The sequence below is a fragment of the Micromonospora sp. SL1-18 genome (assembly GCF_047921505.1).
Taxonomy (GTDB): domain Bacteria; phylum Actinomycetota; class Actinomycetes; order Mycobacteriales; family Micromonosporaceae; genus Micromonospora.
This window is the reverse complement of record NZ_JBLROA010000015.1, coordinates 12,993-28,536: the sequence shown is the minus strand read 5'-3', so window position 1 is coordinate 28,536 and position 15,544 is coordinate 12,993. Positions and strand designations below refer to the sequence as shown.

The 15,544-nt window shown below is 71.3% G+C and carries 14 protein-coding genes; 5 read left to right on the top strand and 9 right to left on the bottom strand.

All coding sequences use genetic code 11. The features are described 5' to 3' along the window. Positions 1–653: 653 nt before the first annotated feature. The 8 genes from ACNAW0_RS09915 to rpmH form a co-directional block, all read right to left on the bottom strand. A complete protein-coding gene (locus ACNAW0_RS09915) occupies positions 654–1,697 on the bottom strand; it encodes a ParB/RepB/Spo0J family partition protein (RefSeq protein ID WP_416287442.1) in 1,044 nt (347 codons plus the stop codon). A 27-nt stretch (positions 1,698–1,724) separates the two neighbouring features. After that, the gene (locus ACNAW0_RS09910; RefSeq protein ID WP_416287441.1) at positions 1,725–3,041 is read right to left on the bottom strand and encodes an AAA family ATPase; all 1,317 of its coding nucleotides are present in this window, start codon (positions 3,039–3,041) and stop codon (positions 1,725–1,727) included. 242 nt (positions 3,042–3,283) lie between these two features. Beyond that, complete coding sequence (gene rsmG, locus ACNAW0_RS09905) at positions 3,284–4,009, bottom strand: 16S rRNA (guanine(527)-N(7))-methyltransferase RsmG (RefSeq protein ID WP_416287523.1); 726 nt, start codon at positions 4,007–4,009, stop codon at positions 3,284–3,286. A 529-nt stretch (positions 4,010–4,538) separates the two neighbouring features. Then, entirely contained in the window at positions 4,539–5,126 is a 588-nt protein-coding gene (locus tag ACNAW0_RS09900) for a protein jag (protein WP_416287440.1), read from the bottom strand. A 211-nt stretch (positions 5,127–5,337) separates the two neighbouring features. Beyond that, positions 5,338–6,318: a membrane protein insertase YidC gene (gene yidC / locus ACNAW0_RS09895; protein ID WP_416287439.1), complete on the bottom strand. Its 981-nt coding sequence runs from the start codon at positions 6,316–6,318 to the stop codon at positions 5,338–5,340. 9 nt (positions 6,319–6,327) lie between these two features. Further along, positions 6,328–6,567, bottom strand: a complete 240-nt coding sequence (gene yidD, locus ACNAW0_RS09890; protein ID WP_416287438.1) for a membrane protein insertion efficiency factor YidD — start codon at positions 6,565–6,567, stop codon at positions 6,328–6,330. A 41-nt stretch (positions 6,568–6,608) separates the two neighbouring features. Then, positions 6,609–7,022, bottom strand: coding sequence for a ribonuclease P protein component (gene rnpA, locus ACNAW0_RS09885; protein ID WP_416287437.1), 414 nt, complete (start codon positions 7,020–7,022; stop codon positions 6,609–6,611). A gap of 34 nt (positions 7,023–7,056) precedes the next feature. Continuing rightward, positions 7,057–7,194: a 50S ribosomal protein L34 gene (rpmH, locus tag ACNAW0_RS09880; protein ID WP_074478258.1), complete on the bottom strand. Its 138-nt coding sequence runs from the start codon at positions 7,192–7,194 to the stop codon at positions 7,057–7,059. A 562-nt stretch (positions 7,195–7,756) separates the two neighbouring features. Here rpmH and dnaA point away from each other — a divergent pair. The 5 genes from dnaA to ACNAW0_RS09855 all read left to right on the top strand — a co-directional run bounded on the left by dnaA (position 7,757) and on the right by ACNAW0_RS09855 (position 14,363). Next, positions 7,757–9,556: a chromosomal replication initiator protein DnaA gene (gene dnaA, locus ACNAW0_RS09875; RefSeq protein ID WP_416287436.1), complete on the top strand. Its 1,800-nt coding sequence runs from the start codon at positions 7,757–7,759 to the stop codon at positions 9,554–9,556. A 773-nt stretch (positions 9,557–10,329) separates the two neighbouring features. Next, a complete protein-coding gene (gene dnaN / locus ACNAW0_RS09870; RefSeq protein WP_416287435.1) occupies positions 10,330–11,463 on the top strand; it encodes a DNA polymerase III subunit beta in 1,134 nt (377 codons plus the stop codon). 39 nt (positions 11,464–11,502) lie between these two features. Continuing rightward, positions 11,503–12,375: a phosphogluconate dehydrogenase (NAD(+)-dependent, decarboxylating) gene (gnd, locus tag ACNAW0_RS09865; protein ID WP_416287434.1), complete on the top strand. Its 873-nt coding sequence runs from the start codon at positions 11,503–11,505 to the stop codon at positions 12,373–12,375. 16 nt (positions 12,376–12,391) lie between these two features. Next, a complete protein-coding gene (recF, locus tag ACNAW0_RS09860) occupies positions 12,392–13,525 on the top strand; it encodes a DNA replication/repair protein RecF (protein ID WP_416287433.1) in 1,134 nt (377 codons plus the stop codon). Between the two features lie 283 nt (positions 13,526–13,808). After that, the gene (locus ACNAW0_RS09855; RefSeq protein WP_416287522.1) at positions 13,809–14,363 is read left to right on the top strand and encodes a DUF721 domain-containing protein; all 555 of its coding nucleotides are present in this window, start codon (positions 13,809–13,811) and stop codon (positions 14,361–14,363) included. A 107-nt stretch (positions 14,364–14,470) separates the two neighbouring features. On the opposite strand, the gene ACNAW0_RS09850 is transcribed toward ACNAW0_RS09855, so the two are convergent. After that, positions 14,471–15,025 (bottom strand): hypothetical protein, encoded by a 555-nt coding sequence (locus ACNAW0_RS09850; protein ID WP_416287432.1) that lies wholly within the window; start codon positions 15,023–15,025, stop codon positions 14,471–14,473. Between the last annotated feature and the right edge of the window lie 519 nt (positions 15,026–15,544).

Here is a 15,544-nt window from a genome sequence, read left to right as displayed (position 1 = left end):
CCGGCCCAAGCAAACCGCTGCGGGCCCATCAACAACTGCTCGGCTGGGCTGCACCCTCGCTCGCGGTCAGCTCCCGACGTGGCCGGGCGGGCACGTTGAGCGGACTCGCCCGGCCCGTCCTCTGGGCGGAGTAAGCCCGAGCAGGCTGGCCTGTTTCACGTGAAACAGGCCAGCAGCCGCGCCGACTCCGAGAGTGGTGCCGGGCGGCTGCGCACGGTGGTCCGCACGCCCCCGGAGTCGGATCCGAGCGCCGGCCACCAGAGCGCGCGTCGTCCTGCGACCACCACGACCTACCCTGGGAGGTCGCGCAGCACGGGGCTCTGCCGACGCCGTCGGGCAACGACTGCGGGGCTGCCGACGATGGGACGCCGACCCGTAGCGGGACGGCTTCGCCCTCACGCCGCGACTCCTGGAGGTACCGCCAGCCCCGGCTGTTGTGGCTCCCGCGGCGGCGAGGTATTGGGGCCCAACCGTCGTCACCGCGAGTTGATCGGGACGCGTTCGTCGAGAAGTGCCGGGGCCGCCCGGACGGAACGATCATCGACTTGCTCCGCCAGGTGCCGGTCACCTCCAGGGTGCCAATCCGATCGGATCCCGAAGACGACTCGACCGCGTAGTCCGCAGGGACCACGCGGTCGAATCCACCCTCCGGCTCACTCCTCGGGCTGGCCCTCCTGGCCCACGCCGATGATGTCGACGATCCGCTCCAGATCGTCAACCGTCGCGAACTCGATCGTGATCTTTCCTTTGTTGCGGCCGATGTCGACCTTCACCCGAGTGTCGAACCGGTCGGAGAGCCGGTCGGCGAGATCCGACAGCCCCGGGGCGTGCGGCTTCTGCCGCCGCTTGGCCGCCGGAGTCTTCGCGGGGCCGTCGGCGAGTGCCAGTGCCACCAGTTCCTCGGTGGCGCGTACGGAGATGCCCTCGGCAACGATCCGCTTGGCGAGCTGCTCCTGAGCCTCGGCGTCCTCGAGGCTGAGCAGCGCCCGGGCGTGACCGGCGGAGAGCACCCCCGCGGCGACCCGGCGCTGGACCTGGGCGGGCAGGTTCATCAGCCGGATGGTGTTGGAGATCTGCGGCCGGCTGCGGCCGATACGGCGAGCCAGTTCCTCGTGGGTGGCTCCGAACTCCTCCAGGAGCTGCTGGTACGCGGCCGCTTCCTCCAGCGGGTTCAGGTTCGCCCGGTGGATGTTCTCCAGCAGCGCGTCCCGGAGCATCGCGTCGTCCTTCGTGTCCCGGACGATCGCGGGAATGCTCTCCCGGCCGACCGCCTGGGCCGCCCGCCAACGCCGCTCACCCATGACGAGTTCGTACTTCTCGCCGTCGAGCTGGCGTACGACGATCGGCTGGAGGAACCCGACCTCCTGGATCGAGACCTTCAGCTCCTCCAGAGCCTCCTCGTCGAAGACCTGCCGGGGCTGCTTCGGATTCGGCACGATGGCGTCGACCGGGATCTCGGCGAAGCGGGCTCCCGGCACCGGGCTCAGCTCCCGCTCGGGCTCCACCCCTGAGACGGCACCCGCCCCAACCACAGCGCCCGTCCCGATCATGGCAGCCGCGCCGGCCACGGGTGGAGTCGGAACCGCCCCCGCACCGCTATCCGGCTCGGCGCCCGCCGGGGCGTTGCCCGGCACCGGCGCGGTCGGAATGAGGGCACCGAGCCCTCGGCCCAGACCGCCACGAGGACGGTTCTTCATGCGATGCCTCCCAGCGACTTCTCCGCACTACGCATTTCGGCTCACCGGCTCCTTGACCCCTCGCTCGGCGATTTCCTGGGCGGCCTCGAAGTAGCTCGTCGCCCCCCGCGAACCGGGATCGTAGGTCATCACCGACTGCCCGTAGCTCGGCGCCTCGGAAACCCGTACGTTCCGGGGGATCACGGCCTGGAGCACCTTGTCTCCGAAGTGGTTCCGGACGTCCTGCTCCACGGCGTCGGCCAGCCGCGTACGCCGGTCATACATGGTCAGCAAGATGGTGGAGACCTCGAGCCGCGGGTTGAGGTGCTGGCGGACCAGGTTGATGTTGTTAATCAGCTGGTTGAGGCCCTCCAGCGCGTAGTACTCGCACTGAATGGGAATGAGCACCTCCTGCGCGGCGACCAACGCGTTGACGGTCAGCAGGCCGAGCGACGGCGGGCAGTCGATGAAGACATAGTCGAACTCCCCCGGGTACGCGGTGATGGCGCGGGCCAGCCGGGACTCCCGGGCGACCACCGACACCAACTCAATCTCGGCACCGGCGAGGTCGATGGTGGCCGGCACGCACCACAGGTTCGGAATGCCTTCGACCACCTGCGCCACCTCTTCCAGGGGCACGCTGTCGATCAGGCAGTCGTACACGTCTGGTACGCCGGTGTGGTGCGGGACGTTCAGCCCGGTGGAGGCGTTGCCCTGTGGGTCGAGGTCGACCACCAGGACCCGGTTGCCGTGCAGGGCGAGCGCCACCGCCAGGTTCACCGTGGTCGTGGTCTTTCCCACGCCACCCTTCTGGTTCGCGACGCACATCACCCGGGTCCGTGCGGGCCGAGGCATGCTCACCTCGCCACTGGGATTCAGGATCTGCACGGCGCGCATTGCCTCCATAGCCAACGGTGGGTCATCCTCTTCGCGCGTCGGGGTTTCACGTGAAACGTACGTGCTGGCGGCGGGTTCGACACCATAGTCGGTGGCCGGTGGCGTGTCGGACGGTACCCCCGCACCGGTCGCCACGTCCGCGGTGGCCTGCTGCGGTACGGCCGGCCCAGGCGGATGCGGCTCGTAACCTCCCGGGCCCGCCCCGTTGCCGTCGATCGGGGCCGAGCGCGGACTGGGGGCGTCGGCCGGTTCGTGTGGACCACGAGCCGCCGGTACATTCGCCGGCACGGAGGAGGTCGGCCGCACGCCGCCCGCGACTGGTGCGTCCCAGTTCCCGTCCGGCGGAGTCGTGGCCGCGCCGCGGGAACCGTCGCCCACAGGCCAGCCCTGGTAGTCGGTTTCACGTGAAACGGGGTCGGCTCCTGGCCTCGTCACCCGTGGATCGTCGTACCTGCCGTCGTCATGCACCTGTCATCCCTGCCCGCTTCGGATGGTCAGCCCGCACCCGTCGATCAGGCCCGCGCTTCCTGCGCGGCGTGTGGCCCGGCGGGAAACGGCCGGGTTCGGGTGCCGCCCGGCACCGCCGCTCCACACTATCGACGTGCGGCCAGCCTACGGCGCACAGGCGCAGCGGGTCCACGTCGGGTTCTGATCAATGGGCTGGCTCGCACGATCTCCCAACGACCGACACCGCCGGAACCGCTGTGATGTCAGCGATCCCGGCCGCGCCCGCCGCGCCGGCGGCCGCCACGCGACCGCTTCGGGCGCTTCTTCCGAACCGGGCCGACCACCCGCTCCCGGACCATCTCGATCACGGTGGCCGGCGGGTCGATGACGCCAACTCCGCACCTGTGCAGCTCCGGCTCGCTCCCACCCAGCCGGGCCACCGCCTCGGCGTGCTCGGCGATCTCCTCAGCGGCCGAGGCGCCCTTGAGCGCCACCAGTCGCCCGCCGGGCACCACGAGGGGGAGGCACCAGGCGGCGAGTCGGTCCAGGGCGGCGACCGCACGCGCGGTCACGATGTCAGCGCTGAGCGGCGCGCTGTCTCCTGTACCGGCTGCCGCCTCCTCCGCCCGCCCCCTGAACACCCGGACCGTGCTGGTCAGGCCGAGCTGCTGCACCGCCTCGACGAGGAAGGCGGTCCGCCGGACGAGCGGCTCGACGAGGGTGACCGTGAGATCGGGCCGGGCGATCGCCAGGACCAGGCCGGGCAGCCCCGCGCCGGAGCCGACGTCGATCACACTCGCGCCCTCGGGGATCCGCTCGGCCATCGCGGCACAGTTGAGCAGGTGCCGCTCCCAGATCCGGGGAGCCTCGCGGGGGCCGATCAGGCCGCGTACCACGCCGTCCGTCGCCAGCAGTTCGGCGTACGCGGCGGCCAGGTCGAGGCGATCGCCGAACAGCGTACGGGCGGCCGCCGCCAGCTCCGGCGGCAGCGTCGCCTGCGCCGGAGTGGTCGGCTCCCCGGATGTCCGCTGTCCGGCCGGCCGGGCAGCATCGTCCACGAGGGACGGACCGGCCTGGTGAACGGCGGCGGTCGAGTCGGCGGCAACAGTCGGATCGACGGCGGCGGTCGGCTCGGCGAACACCGGATCGGCGGCGCCGATGGGAGCGGCAGGGACCGCCTCGCCCGCGGCTCCCGACGGCTCCACGGACCTGGACGGCTCCGTCGATCCCGCCGCCGGTTCACTCGAGAAGGCCGGGGTCACGTCCCCCGCGGGCTCCACCGGGTGCGCCGATTCCGGGTGGGCCGGCTGGCCGGATGGCGTACCGGAACCGCCGGAGAAGTTCGAGTCGGCCGGGGTCGACGGCGTATCGGGGATGGACGGGTCGGCCGCGGAGGTCACGTCACCGTCGGAGAAGACCGGGTCGACGGCCGGGTCGTGCCGGACAGGCGACGGCCCGGGTGGCGTACCACCCGGGCCGGCCACGGCACCCGCCGCTGTCTCGTCGTGGGTCACCCGGTCAGTCCACCGGCTGGACGACGATACGGCGGTTCGGCTCGACGCCCTCAGACTCGCTCTCCACGCCGCTCATCGCGTTCACTACGTCGTGCACGCATTTGCGCTCGAACGCGGACATCGGCTCCAGGCGCACCGGCTCGCCGTACTCCTTGACCTTCTCCACCGCGTTCTTGGCGACGGCGGCCAACTCCTTGCGGCGGGCGGCCCGGTAGCCGCCGACGTCGAGCAGCAGGCGGCTCGGCGAACCGGTCTGCCGGAACACCGCCAGCCGGGCCAGCTCCTGGAGCGCCTCCAGGGTGGCGCCGCGCTGGCCGACCAGGTTCTGCAGGCTGTCACCGACCACCTCGACGACCGGGCGGCCGCCGGAGACCAGCTCGTCGATGTCGCCGTCGTAGTCGAGGATGTCGAGCAGGCCCTCGACGTAGTCGGCGGCGATCTCGCTCTGCCGGAACAAATCGCTGTCGGCCGGGGCCTTCTTCTCCCGGGCCTCCGGCTCGGCCTCGGTCTCCTCCGCCTCCTCGGTGGCGACGGCCGACGCGGTCTCCTCGTCCAGGGACTGGTCGGCACTGGGGATGCTGGTGTCGGTCACGGTCTCATCTCCGTACTCGCTCGGCCGGACCGTCGGGTCCGCTGGTCTCCCGGGGCCGGCGCGGGGTCCGCCGATGCCTCGGGCACGTCTGTACGGGCCAGTTTCGCCCGTGACCGCGCTCCGCGCGGTGGTTCCGGCCGGCGCCGACCGTACGGTGGCAGCTCGGAGGCCGGACGGGCCGCCGCCGGTTCCCCGGCGGCGGCCCGGAGGCTCAGCCCTGTCGCTTGGCGGGCCGGCCGCCACTCTTCTTCGGGTTGACCGGCTTGGCGCCGGGCTTCGGGCCGGCCACCTTCGGGGCGGTCGCCGGGGCCTTCGCAGCCGGCTGGGCGGCCTTGCGGCCGAGCAGGCCGCCGCTCTTCGCCGGCTGGGCGGTGGTCCGCCCCGGGGCACCCGTCTTGACCGGCACCAGCGGCGGGAACTTCCGCAGCACCCACTGCTGCTGACCGAGGGTGAACAGGTTGTTGGTGACCCAGTAGATGATCACACCGATCGGGAAGATCGAGCCGGAGACCAGCAGGGAGACCGGGATGCCGTAGAGCATCAGCCGCTGGACCATGCGCTGCTGCGGGTCCTCCGCCCAGCCGGTCTTCAGGATCATCTGGCGGCTGGTCAGGTACGTCGTGGCGATCATGATGAGCACCAGCACGCCGGCGACGAGCTTGACCGTCGTGGCGTTCGCGCCGAGGCTGGCCAACTCGTCGGCCGTCGAACCGAACCGGCCGGAGATCGGGGCGGTGAAGAGCTTGGCGTGCGAGGCGCTCTCGAACTGGTCGACCGTCCAGCCGTACAGGGTCTTCCCGGGGTTGGTCGGCTTGAGCCGCTTCAGGGTGTGGAACAGGCCGAGGAAGACGGGAATCTGGAGGAACATCGGAAGGCAGCCCATCAGCGGGTTGGCCTTTTCCTTCCGGTAGAGCTCCATCATCTCCTTCTGGAGCGTCTCCCGGTCACCCTTGTGCTTCTCCTGGAGCTCCTTGACCTTGGGCTGGAGCGCCTGCATCGCCCGCTGCGACTTGATCTGCTTGACGAAGACCGGGAAGAGGATGACCCGGATCGTCACAACCAGGAAGACGATGGAGAGGATCCAGGACCAGTTCGTCCCGATCACCGCTCCGGCCGACACGATGGCGTCCCAAGCCGAGTGCCAGGTCAGCAGGATCCACGAGATCGCGTAGTAGATCCAGTCAAGACTCACGTGCAATTCTCAGGCTCCAGTCACGTCGGCGCGGTGGCCCTCGCCCGGCTCTGGCACCGGGTCGTGTCCACCTGGGTGAAAGGGGTGGCAGCGCGACAGCCGCCGGACCGTCAGCCAGGCTCCCCGCAGCGCGCCGTGCCGGGAGATCGCCTCCACGGCGTAGGCACTGCACGACGGGTAGAAACGGCAGCGGGCCGGCAGTGCCGGACTTATCCACCGACGGTACGCGATGATGGGGGCCAACAGCATGCGGGCACCGGTCCTGGGCCGCTCTGCGCCGGTGACCCCGCTCACCGGGACCGCCGCCCCCGGGGGGCCCGCGCGGCGGCGACGGCGGCATCCAGGTCGGCCCCAAGTCGAGCGTACGACGCCTCGGCGGCCTGCGGCAGCGCCCGGACCACCAGGGTGCTGCCGGCGGGCAGCTCGCCGAGGCGCTCGCGGACCAGGTGCCGGAGCCGGCGGCGGACCTTGTTCCGGACCACGGCGTTGCCGACCGCCTTGGACACGACAAAGCCGGCGCGGCTCGGTACGGCGGTCTCCGCACCGCTGGTCCGCGCCGGCTCCGGCGGGTTTGTCGAGGGTTGTCCGGTCTGCTCGGGGAGGGTCAGGTGCACCACGACGGCACCTCGGCCGACGCGCCGGCCACCCCGAACCGCTGCGGCGAAGTCGCTACTGCGCCGCAGTCGCTGCGCGGCGGCCAGCATGACTGCCCACGTCCCCGGACCGGACCGGTCGGCCTCAGGCCGACAGGCGGGTGCGGCCCTTGGCGCGACGGGTCGAGATGATGGCGCGGCCGGCACGGGTGCGCATGCGCAGCCGGAAGCCGTGGGTCTTCGCGCGCCGGCGGTTGTTCGGCTGGTAGGTGCGCTTGCTCACGTCAGGCTCTCCGTTGTCGTACGCCCCACGCGGTGGATCGCCCGGGGTCGTGTGGTGGTCCAGGCCACCTCGCCGGTGACCTCCGATCGGTGCTGCCCGACGACGCGGCACCTCGGCGATGCGGGGCAGCAACCACGGACAGCAAGCACCCATCACCCTAGCAGAGGGCGACAGAGCAGCCGATCCAGCCTACGCAGGGGGGCAATGACCGTCAAACGTCACACCCGGAGGCCCGGCAGTGCGAGAACCCGGCCGAAGGGGCGGTTTTCACTGATGTTGACAACGCCCCCGGTGTCGACGGTTGATGGCGCACGGCCCGCACTGTTAGCGTGCGCGATTGCGGTCAGCGTCGGGTTGGCGTGACCGGCAAAACCGGACAAGGTAGTTAATCGTTCGGCATGGTGAACCCGCTTCAGCGCCTCCGGAACCAAGGGGGGCAGATCCGACCCGCGTCCGGTGGGCGGCACAATCGGTCGGTACACACAGGCTGTGGATAACTTGTGGATGACGACCGGTCAGCCGTCCGGGCGGGCGTAAGTCGAGGCGAGGGGGTGGCACGACGGTGACCGGAACGACCGACCTGGCCGCGGTGTGGACGGCGACGACGGACGAACTCGCCGACGAGATCATCTCGGCACAGCAGCGGGCGTACCTCCGGCTCACCCGGCTGCGGGCCATCGTCGAGGACACCGCCCTGCTCTCGGTGCCGGACGCCTTCACCCGAGATGTGATCGAGTCGCGGCTCCGCCCGGCCATCACCGAGGCCCTGAGCCGGCGGCTCGGCCGGCCGATCCAGGTCGCCGTCACCGTACGCGTCGCCGAGGACGCCGGGGGACGCCCGGCCGGCACCGTCTACCGCAGTGGCCCGGAGCCGGCGGATCGGGACACGCCGCCGGACCTGCTCGCCGGCCTGGGCCAGCCCGATCCGGCCGAGGCACCCGGCTTCCCCGAGCTCGGCTATCCGGCCCGGCCCGAGCCCCCGGCGTACGGCGCGGACCGCCCGCAGCCGCCCGAGGAGTCGGCCCCACGGCAGCGCACCCCCGACGGCGGCCGGCCGCCACTCATCCCGGCCAGCCGTGACGGCCAGGACACCCTCTTCAGCGCCGCCTTCGCCGAGCCGCCGCCCCCGGGCGACGAGCGCCGGACCTTCGACCGGATGGAGTCGCTCCCGGACGCCGGTGGCTACGAGCCCCATTACCGCGACATCCCCGACGCGCCGCCGCTGCGCGGCCTGCCGAGGGACGGGGCCACCGACAGCGGCCCGGGCCGCAGTGGCATGGATCACCGTCCTGGTGGCCCGGTCGACCGGCGGCTGCCCGGCGGGGCGGAGACCGGTGGCAACCGGCTCAACCCGAAGTACATGTTCGAGACGTTCGTCATCGGCTCCTCGAACCGCTTCGCGCACGCGGCGAGCGTCGCGGTGGCCGAGTCGCCGGCGAAGGCGTACAACCCGCTGTTCATCTACGGCAGTTCGGGGCTGGGCAAGACCCACCTGCTGCACGCCATCGGGCACTACGCCACCACGCTGGGCAACGCCCGCTCGGTCCGGTACGTCTCGACCGAGGAGTTCACCAACGACTTCATCAACTCGCTGCGCGACGACAAGACCAGCGCGTTCCAGCGCCGCTACCGGGACGTGGACATCCTCCTGATCGACGACATCCAGTTCCTGGAGAACCGGGAGCGGACCCAGGAGGAGTTCTTCCACACCTTCAACACCCTGCACAACGCCAACAAGCAGATCGTGATCACCTCCGACCGGTCGCCGAAGCAGCTGGCGACGCTGGAGGACCGGCTGCGTACCCGGTTCGAGTGGGGGCTGCTCGCCGACATCCAGCCGCCGGACCTGGAGACCCGGATCGCGATCCTGCAGAAGAAGGCGGCTCAGGAACGGCTGTACGCCCCGCCGGACGTACTGGAGTTCATCGCGTCCCGGGTGTCGAACTCGATCCGCGAGCTGGAGGGCGCGCTGATCCGGGTCACCGCGTTCGCCAGCCTCACCCGCTCGTCGGTGGAGCTGTCGCTGGCCGAGGAGGTGCTGCGGGACTTCATCCCCGACGGCGCCGGCCCGGAGATCACCGCCGACCAGATCATGGTCTCCACCGCCGACTACTTCGGGGTGAGCCTTGAGGACCTGCGCGGTCACTCCCGCTCCCGGGTGCTGGTCAACGCCCGGCAGGTGGCCATGTATCTGTGCCGGGAGCTGACCGACCTGTCGCTGCCCCGGATCGGGCAGGCCTTCGGCGGCCGCGACCACACCACCGTCATGCACGCCGACCGGAAGATCCGCCAGCAGATGGCGGAACGCCGCTCGCTCTACAACCAGATCGCCGAACTGACCAACCGGATCAAGCAGACCTGAGTCGTACGCCGTCGCGGGACGGCGACGCTGGGCCCGGCCGGAGATCCGGCCGGGCTTTTTCGTGCCTGTGCACATCCCGGACGTTGACCCTCGACCCGGTCGAGGGCGCATGATCGGCCTCGTGTTCGTCCACAGCCCGCCCCGGTTGTCCACAGCCCCTGTGTCACAGGCGGTGGACAACCACGCTACGTCCCGACCCGGTTACCCACAGACTGTGGACAACTCCTGGGGAAGAAGCTGTGGACGCTTGGGGACAGCGGCTCGGTTGTCCACCGACGACGGTCTGCCTGTGGGTGGCCTGTTGAAGGTTCTGGGGACAACGTCGATTACCGGCGCCCGGCCTGTCCACAGCGCTGGGGAGAAACCCAGTGGATTAGCCGTGGACAACCGGTGGACAACCGTGGAAAACCTGGGGATCGACGGCGGCTGTGGACCGGGACACGGGTTGTACCCCTGGTTCTCCACAGCAAAACCACCGGTGGATAGCCTGCCTGGCCTGGGCAGACGCGGGTTCTCCACAGTTTGCACAGGTGCGATGAAGACGATGAGTTATCTCTTCTAAACAACAAAAACCAATTATCACCGTTGGACTTCCTGTGGATCGGGCCGGAACGCCTCCGTCGGCGTTCACCCCGGCACCTGGATCCACGGGGTCGGGCGCACAGCCGATGCCCGCGCGCCCTAAGGTGCGATGGGTACCCGCACAGTCGGGCGGGACGGGTGGCAGCGGTCGGCATGAGAGAGTTGTTGCTGACGTCGACGCGGAGGCATTGATGAAGTTCCGAGTGGAGCGCGACGCGCTCGCCGAGGCGGTCGCCTGGACCGCCAAGAGCCTGCCCAACCGACCCTCCGTGCCGGTGCTGGCCGGGGTGATGCTCCGGGCGACCGACGGCAACCTTCAGGTCTCCGGCTTCGACTACGAGGTCTCCAGCCAGGTCACGGTCGAGGTGCAGAGTGACGCCGACGGGGCCGCCCTCGTCTCCGGCCGCCTGCTCGCCGAGATCACCAAGGCACTCCCGGCCAAGCCGGTGGACATCGCCGCCGTCGGCGCCCACCTGGAACTGGTCTGCGGCAGCGCCCGCTTCACTCTGCCGACCATGCCGGTCGAGGACTATCCGACCCTGCCGGAGATGCCGGAGAGCGCGGGCACCGTAGACGCGGCGGCCTTCGCCGCCGCCGTGGCCCAGGTGGCCGTCGCCGCCGGCCGGGACGAGACGCTGCCGATGATGACTGGCGTACGCATCGAACTGTCCGGCCGCACCCTGGCGATGCTCGCCACCGACCGCTACCGGCTCGCGCTGCGCGAGATGGGGTGGAACCCGGACGACCCCGAGATCAGCCTCAACGCGCTGGTGCCGGCCCGGACGCTGCACGACACCGCCAAGGCCCTCGGCCCGCTCGGCGGCCAGGTGACCATGGCGCTCTCCCAGGGCGGCGCCGGCGAAGGCATGATCGGCTTCTCCGGCGGGACCCGGCGGACCACCAGCCGACTGCTCGACGGCGCCAACTACCCGCCGGTCCGTTCGCTCTTCCCCGCCAGTCACAATGCCGAGGCCCGGGTCCCGGTCAGCGCCCTGATCGAGGTGGTCAAGCGCGTCGCCCTGGTCGCCGAGCGGACGACGCCGGTGCTGCTGAGCTTCAGCTCGGACGGCCTGATCGTCGAGGCCGGCGGCACCGAGGAGGCCCGGGCCAGCGAGGCCATGGAGGCCGCTTTCACCGGCGACCCGCTGACCATCGGCTTCAACCCGCAGTACCTGATCGACGGCCTGACCAACCTGGGTGCCCAGCACGCCCTGCTCAAGTTCGTCGACGCCTTCAAGCCCGCGGTGATCTCGCCCGCCGGCGAGGATGGTGAGGTCATCCCGGGATATCGGTACCTGATCATGCCGATCCGCGTGTCCCGCTGATCGCGCCCAGCAAGACCAGACGTACGGAGGTAGGACCAGATGCAGCTCGGCCTGGTAGGACTCGGCCGGATGGGCGGCAACATGCGCGAGCGGTTGCGCGCCGCCGGTCACGAGGTGGTCGGCTACGACCGCAACACGGAGCTGAGCGACGTCGCGAGCCTCTCGGAACTGGCCGAGAAGCTGGAGGCACCCCGTGCGATCTGGGTGATGGTCCCGGCCGGCGTCACCGACGCCACCATCGACGAACTCGCCGGCGTGCTCGGCGAGGGCGACATCATCATCGACGGCGGCAACTCGCGGTTCAGCGACGACGCGCCGCGCGCCGAGCGCCTGAACGAGCAGGGCATCGGCTACATCGATGTCGGCGTCTCGGGTGGCGTCTGGGGCAGGCAGAACGGGTACGCCCTGATGGTCGGCGGCGCGCAGGAGCACGTCGAGCGGCTCATGCCGATCTTCGATGCGCTCAAGCCGGCGGGCGAGTTCGGCTTCGTGCACGCCGGCCCCGTCGGCGCCGGCCACTACGCCAAGATGGTGCACAACGGCATCGAGTACGGCCTGATGCACGCCTACGCCGAGGGCTACGAGCTGCTGGCCAAGTCCGAGTTGGTGACCAACGTGCCGGGCGTGTTCAAGTCCTGGCGCGAGGGCACGGTGGTCCGGTCCTGGCTGCTCGACCTGCTCGACCGCGCGCTGGACGAGGACCCGGAGTTGGCCGAGCTGAGCGGCTACACCGAGGACACCGGCGAGGGGCGCTGGACGGTCGACGAGGCGGTCCGGCTCGCCGTGCCGCTGAACGTCATCACCGCCTCGCTGTTCGCCCGGTTCGCCTCCCGGCAGGACGACTCGCCCGCGATGAAGGCCGTCGCCGCGCTGCGCCAGCAGTTCGGCGGTCACGCCGTCCGCAAGCGCTGACCGGCATTCCGCACCTGTGTACGTCCGCCGGCTCGAACTGGTCGACTTCCGCTCGTACGAGCGGGTCGGCGTCGACCTGGAGCCCGGCCCGAACGTCCTGATCGGCGCCAACGGCGTCGGCAAGACCAACCTGGTCGAGGCGCTGGGCTACGTGGCGACCCTGGACTCGCACCGGGTCGCCACGGACGCCCCGCTGGTCCGGATGGGCGCCTCCTCGGCGGTGATCCGCTGCGCGGTGGTGCACGAGGGTCGAGAGCTCCTCGTCGAGCTGGAGATCGTCCCCGGCAAGGCCAACCGGGCCCGGCTGGGCCGTTCCCCGGCCCGTCGCGCCCGGGACGTGCTCGGTGCGCTGCGGCTGGTGCTGTTCGCCCCGGAGGACCTGGAACTGGTCCGCGGGGACCCGTCCGAGCGCCGCCGCTACCTCGACGAGCTGCTGGTCACCCGCCAGCCCCGGTACGCCGGGGTGCGCGCCGACTACGAGCGGGTGGTCAAGCAGCGCAACGCCCTGCTGCGGACGGCGTACCTGGCCCGCAAGACGGGCGGGTCGCGGGGCGGGGACCTGTCCACCCTCGCGGTCTGGGACACCCACCTGGCGCACCACGGTGCCGAACTGCTCGCCGGCCGGATGGAGCTGGTTGCCGCGCTCGCCCCGCACGTCGCCAAGGCGTACGACGCGGTGGCTGCTGGGCGCGGCGCGGCGGGGATCGCGTACCGGCCTTCGGTGGAGCTGGCCGAGCCGACCGCCGACCGGGCGGTGCTGATCGAGACGCTGCGCGTCGCGCTGACGGAGCACCGGCCCGCGGAGATCGAACGCGGCACCACCCTGGTCGGCCCGCACCGCGACGACCTCGCCCTCACCCTCGGCCCGCTCCCGGCCAAGGGGTACGCCAGCCACGGCGAGTCCTGGTCGTACGCGCTGGCCCTGCGGCTGGCCGCGTACGACCTGCTGCGGGCCGACGGCATCGAGCCGGTGCTGGTCCTCGACGATGTTTTCGCCGAGTTGGACGCCGGCCGTCGGGAGCGGCTGGCCGAGCTGGTTGGGCCAGCCAGCCAGCTGCTGGTGACCTGCGCGGTCGACGACGACGTGCCGGCGACCCTGCGTGGCGCCCGGTACGAGGTGGGCGAGGGGATGGTGCGCCGTGTCGGATGAGGTCCGGTTGCCGCCGGCCCGGCTGGGACCGGGACGCGGTTGGCGTACCCCCGAGGATGGCCGCGGTGCGGCGGCTTCGGCGGATGGTGGGGCTCAGGGTGACGGTGCCCGTCGCGCCGCGAGCGGCCAGGGCGGTACCGGCTCGCCCCACGCGGGCGGGGGCCGTCGGGGCCGCGGTGCCGGGACCGGCCCCGACGCCGCCGGCACGGCCGGGGGCCGGGGCGACGGTGCCGGGACCGGCCCAGACGCCGCCTGCGGGCCCGGGGCGAGTGCCCAGTCTGAGCTGGCCGCCGGCGCGGGCAGGCCCGGGGCGAGTGCCCAGGCCGAGCCGCCCGCCGGGGCGTCCGGGCCGGAGCTGGCCCGGGCGGTGCTGGACGCGGCGAAGGCCCGCCGGCAGGCGGCGGCCACCACCCGGCGGCGCGGCGCGGTACGCGGCGACGGCGAGCGGCGGCTGCGCGGCTACTCCGGTCCCGGGCCGGACCCGCGCGACCCGCAGCCGCTCGGCGCGGTGCTGGACAAACTGGTGAAGGCGCGCGGCTGGCAGCAGCCGGCGGCCGAGGCGACGGTCTTCGGCGCCTGGGAACGGGTGGTCGGGTCCGAGGTGGCGCAGCACAGCCGCCCGGTCAAGCTGGAGAACGGCGAGCTGACCGTGGAGGCGCGCTCGACGGCGTGGGCCACCCAGCTTCGGCTGCTCGCCGGCTCGCTGCTCCAGCAGATCGCCCGCGAGGTGGGCCACAACGTGGTACGCAAGCTGCACATCCACGGTCCGGCCGCGCCGTCCTGGTCGCGCGGCCCGCGCCGGGTCCGCGGCCGCGGACCCCGCGACACCTATGGCTGATCAGCCCGCCCCAGTTGCTGCCTCGTACTGATCAACTCGGTGTGCGGCGAATCGTGGTCTCGTCATCGGTTTTGACCCCAGCATGCCGTACATCGAGTTGGTTGAGCTCAGGCGTCGGCGTAGACCGCGAAGCCGCGGTCGGCGCAGCGCCGGTAGAAGGCGGCCAGGACGCCCAGCTCCGCACAGGTGAAGGTCCACTGCGGCGGATCGCCGTTCTCGTCGCGCAGCTTGTCGAGCCGGCTGTCCAGCCAGCGCAGCTGCTGCTCGGCCAGCCGGCCGTCGCCCAGCAGCGACCGCAGCACCTCGCTGACCGACTCGAAGGTCACCGCCTCGCCGATCGGCCGGTGCCGGACGACGAATTTCTCCAGCCCGTCGGCGATCCAGGAGCACCCGTCGGGGTCGATCACCGGGTCCTCGTCCTCGGCCGCGTTCTCCGTGGCGTAGAGCACATTTTCCAGGCCGAGGATCAGGTCGACCAGCTCGGTGTACGCGGTCGCGCGTACCGTGCCGGTCTTCGCGATCAGCTCGGCGAGCGCCGCGGTGGGGGCGGAGATGCGCGGCATGTCCACGATCTCTCCGAAGTCGACGAACTCGGCCGGCGCGACCGGATCGTAGAAGCGGCCGGTCCGCGGCCAGTGCACCGCGACATTGTCCAGCCCCATCTGGCGTCACCTCTTACCAAGCGCGTTGTCGGACCGATCGGGTCGATCGTCCCGGTTCCGTCCGTCAAGATCAAGACCGCTGCGGCGGCGCCGCAAAGGTACGGCACGGCGGGTCCCGCCGCGACCCCCGGTCGGTTACGTGCCGATACCGATCCGATGACCGACGACTGCTCCGGGTCGTGGGCGTGGCATCAGACACGCCGAGCCGGCGTGGTCGGACGACTGCTCCGGGTCGTGGGCGTGGCATCAGACACGCCGAGCCGGAGTGGTCGGAAGCGCCCTCGATCAGGGGCTGGTGTGTAGGGGGAGTCGCGGACAGCGCAGTTCGGCCGGCTACGGAGTTCTCAGCCGCCGCGCAGGGGTGCCGAGTGGCGGTTTAGTCGGCTGCGCAGAGTAAGATTGACGGCGAGACGAAAAACCCGACACGGAGCTACGGACAGGGGCCGCAGGGCCCTTGATCATTGTGCCGGATCGGGTCGAGCCGATCGCGATCCGCGGGCGACCGCGGCGACCGGCGTA

Coding starts and splice junctions, on each gene's coding strand:
- ACNAW0_RS09915 (WP_416287442.1), bottom strand. CDS start 1,697: ATGAAGAACCGTCCTCGTGGCGGTCTGGGCCGAGGGCTCGGTGCCCTC.
- yidD (WP_416287438.1), bottom strand. CDS start 6,567: ATGCTGTTGGCCCCCATCATCGCGTACCGTCGGTGGATAAGTCCGGCA.
- rnpA (WP_416287437.1), bottom strand. CDS start 7,022: ATGCTGGCCGCCGCGCAGCGACTGCGGCGCAGTAGCGACTTCGCCGCA.
- dnaN (WP_416287435.1), top strand. CDS start 10,330: ATGAAGTTCCGAGTGGAGCGCGACGCGCTCGCCGAGGCGGTCGCCTGG.
- gnd (WP_416287434.1), top strand. CDS start 11,503: ATGCAGCTCGGCCTGGTAGGACTCGGCCGGATGGGCGGCAACATGCGC.
- ACNAW0_RS09850 (WP_416287432.1), bottom strand. CDS start 15,025: ATGGGGCTGGACAATGTCGCGGTGCACTGGCCGCGGACCGGCCGCTTC.